Below are 2,569 nucleotides of genomic sequence, written 5' to 3'. Positions count from 1 at the left end.
AGCTAAATATCCTATTATCGGGATGATCGTTCGACCGATTCTGTCGCCCTGCTCGAAAATGGTTCTCTGAAGCTGCCAGGAAAATTTAAGCTTCTTCATTTGCCCAGGAATTTACTGACTAACATCAAGGAAGATCAGCAAATCCACATTGAATTTGACCGGCTCGTGTCAAATAACAGCCCCGCCCGTTGTCAGATCAGCTCCGATAGCGATGAAGTAACATTCGTAGAACTATCTGAAGCATTGAAGGTGCTTTTTAAAATGGACTAGTACACGTTTTCAATGTATTTAATGGGTCCCCTGTATCAATGATGCCCAAACTTCGCTCGTCCTGAGCGGAGTTGAAGGGCGTAAACACCAAGCCCTGAATAAAGACTGTGCCAATCACACTTCGACTCCGCTCAGGGTGAATGGAGTTTATACACCTCAAACTCATTGAAATGGTGTGCTAGTAGATTGTTTTAATGGCAGTGCGGTGACACCATCCTTCGACAAACTCAGGATGAACCGGGGTATGCTGGGTGAATTTTTATTAACCCTGTATTCAAGTCATACATACATAATCTATGACTTCTATATTTATGAGTCTCGTAAGTAGGACTTGAATCCTGCAAATAACTTCTAATTTCTTTGCACTGTACCCGCAGTTGCATACCACACAATCTCAAACTACTTTTTTTTTGCACACTCAGGGATCTCCGTTTTCGGCAGCTCCTTAATTATAAGTCGCGAAAATTCAGTTGTTACAAAGTTCCTATTCAAAAATTCTAACCCGTGGGCTGAGTAGTCTTTAGAGGTCTGATGTATAAATTTTTTAACAGGTTGTGATTTGCACAGGAGATCGTTGTGATTCCATCCAAGCCAGGCGTTATTGGCAGTGCGTTAGGTGCAGCAGGTAGAGTGTTAGGTGCAACAGCTGGAAGTACAATTCCCGGCACTGATTCATCCGCTTCGCCTTGCGATTCTATACCCTGTAGAGCTTCAGAAAAGCCAGAGCGATTTGGTCGACATTCAATTGTCAAAACCTCATGCAAAAATCCACGTGACCAATATCACCTGGCATGTGTTCCCTTCAATTTGTTCAGGCTGGTGTATCGGAACTGTTCCATTTGTGATCAGCCAGAACTGCAGTTATTGCGTGATGGCAAAGCCCCTGCTATGGATGCCTGCATAGCAGGTGATCTGGATACCCTTGAGACAATCCTGGAGTTCAACCCTGATATCATTTCTCTTCATCCAGACCTTATTGAGTATGTCGCCAGCAATGGCAAAGCCGACTGTATGGGCGTGTTGATAGACAGGGGAGTGAATATCGAAATTATCAATGACGCGCTCTACAAAGCGGCCCAAAATGGCCACACAGAGACCGTCAAGGTGTTACTGGGTGCCAAGGGTATCGAGGTCAATGCGAAGGCTGTCGATGGCTTGACGGCTCTGCACATAGCTGCCCACGAAGGCCGCACAGAGACCGTCGAGGTGTTACTGCGTGCTGATGGCATCGAGGTCAATGAAGTAGATAACACCGGTGCAACGCCGCTTCATCGTGCTGCTAAAAATGGCAACGCAGAGTGCATGGGATTATTAATTAAAGAAAACGCAGATGTCGATGCCGCTGATGACTTTGGTAACACACCAGTACACTACGCCGCCATGAATAAATATTCCGGGTGCATATTTATACTGTTTAATGACAAGGCAGATATGCACAAACCTAACCATGAAGGTAAGACGCCGTTTGACCTCGCCATTGACAATGGCTTTAAATGGTTCAAGCTGTTGCAAGGCTCCGGCGGTCTGAAGTCCAGCAGCAAAGAAATGCTTGAACACCTGTGCAACGCAGCCTACTGTGGCAAAGCCAGGGCACTCAAAAAGCTGATCTTCAAAGCTGAAGCAGACATCATCGACAAAAAAAGTGAACGGGATGGCAAAATGGCCCTGCACCATGCCGCTGAGGGAGGCAGTGTTGAGTGTGTTAAAATTCTGTTGGGCAATGGTGCCGAGATCAATGCTGTTGACCGCTACGGCAATACGCCATTACAGATTGCGGCCCACAGTGGCCACAAAGAGATTATTGCACTATTGATTCAGCGAAGGGCCGATACGGCTTGTGTTGATAAAGATGGACGAACACTCTTGCATATTATCGCGGCAAGAGACGAAATCACTTGGCTGGACTTATTCGACACTACAAAACAAATCAACTCACCGGATAAAAACGGTAACACGCCTTTACACATTGCTGCCCGGAACGGTTTCAATGAATTACTGGAAAAGCTTGTCGACATTGAAGGGGCAGATATCACGGTCCAAAATAAAGCAGGTGAGACACCATGGGCCAGCGCTGCTAAAAAGGTCAAGCTCGATTGTTGCAAACTGCTCAGACAAAAAACTTTGCGTTGCAGGTAAACTTTGGCTCTTAGAGTAGACATTAAGGAATTCTTCCTGATCTTTCTTTAGCTTCTGCATACGAGTGCAGGCGGTTTGGTTTGTTGCGGGTCTTGAATTGGAACCACAAAGAGCACAAAGAAGAGCTTTTCTTTTCCTTTGTGCTCTTGTCGAGTCAACGGTA

General features: G+C 45.7%; 1 protein-coding gene. It reads left to right on the top strand.

Annotated features, from left to right (window positions below):
- Window positions 1-846: 846 nt before the first annotated feature.
- Complete coding sequence (locus tag KDK14_RS11970) at window positions 847-2,406, top strand: ankyrin repeat domain-containing protein (RefSeq protein ID WP_257265354.1); 1,560 nt, start codon at window positions 847-849, stop codon at window positions 2,404-2,406.
- Window positions 2,407-2,569 lie beyond the last annotated feature (163 nt).

It is taken from the genome of Endozoicomonas sp. ONNA2 (assembly GCF_024606365.1).
Lineage (GTDB): Bacteria > Pseudomonadota > Gammaproteobacteria > Pseudomonadales > Endozoicomonadaceae > Endozoicomonas.
This window is presented reverse-complemented; position numbering and strand designations above follow the sequence as displayed.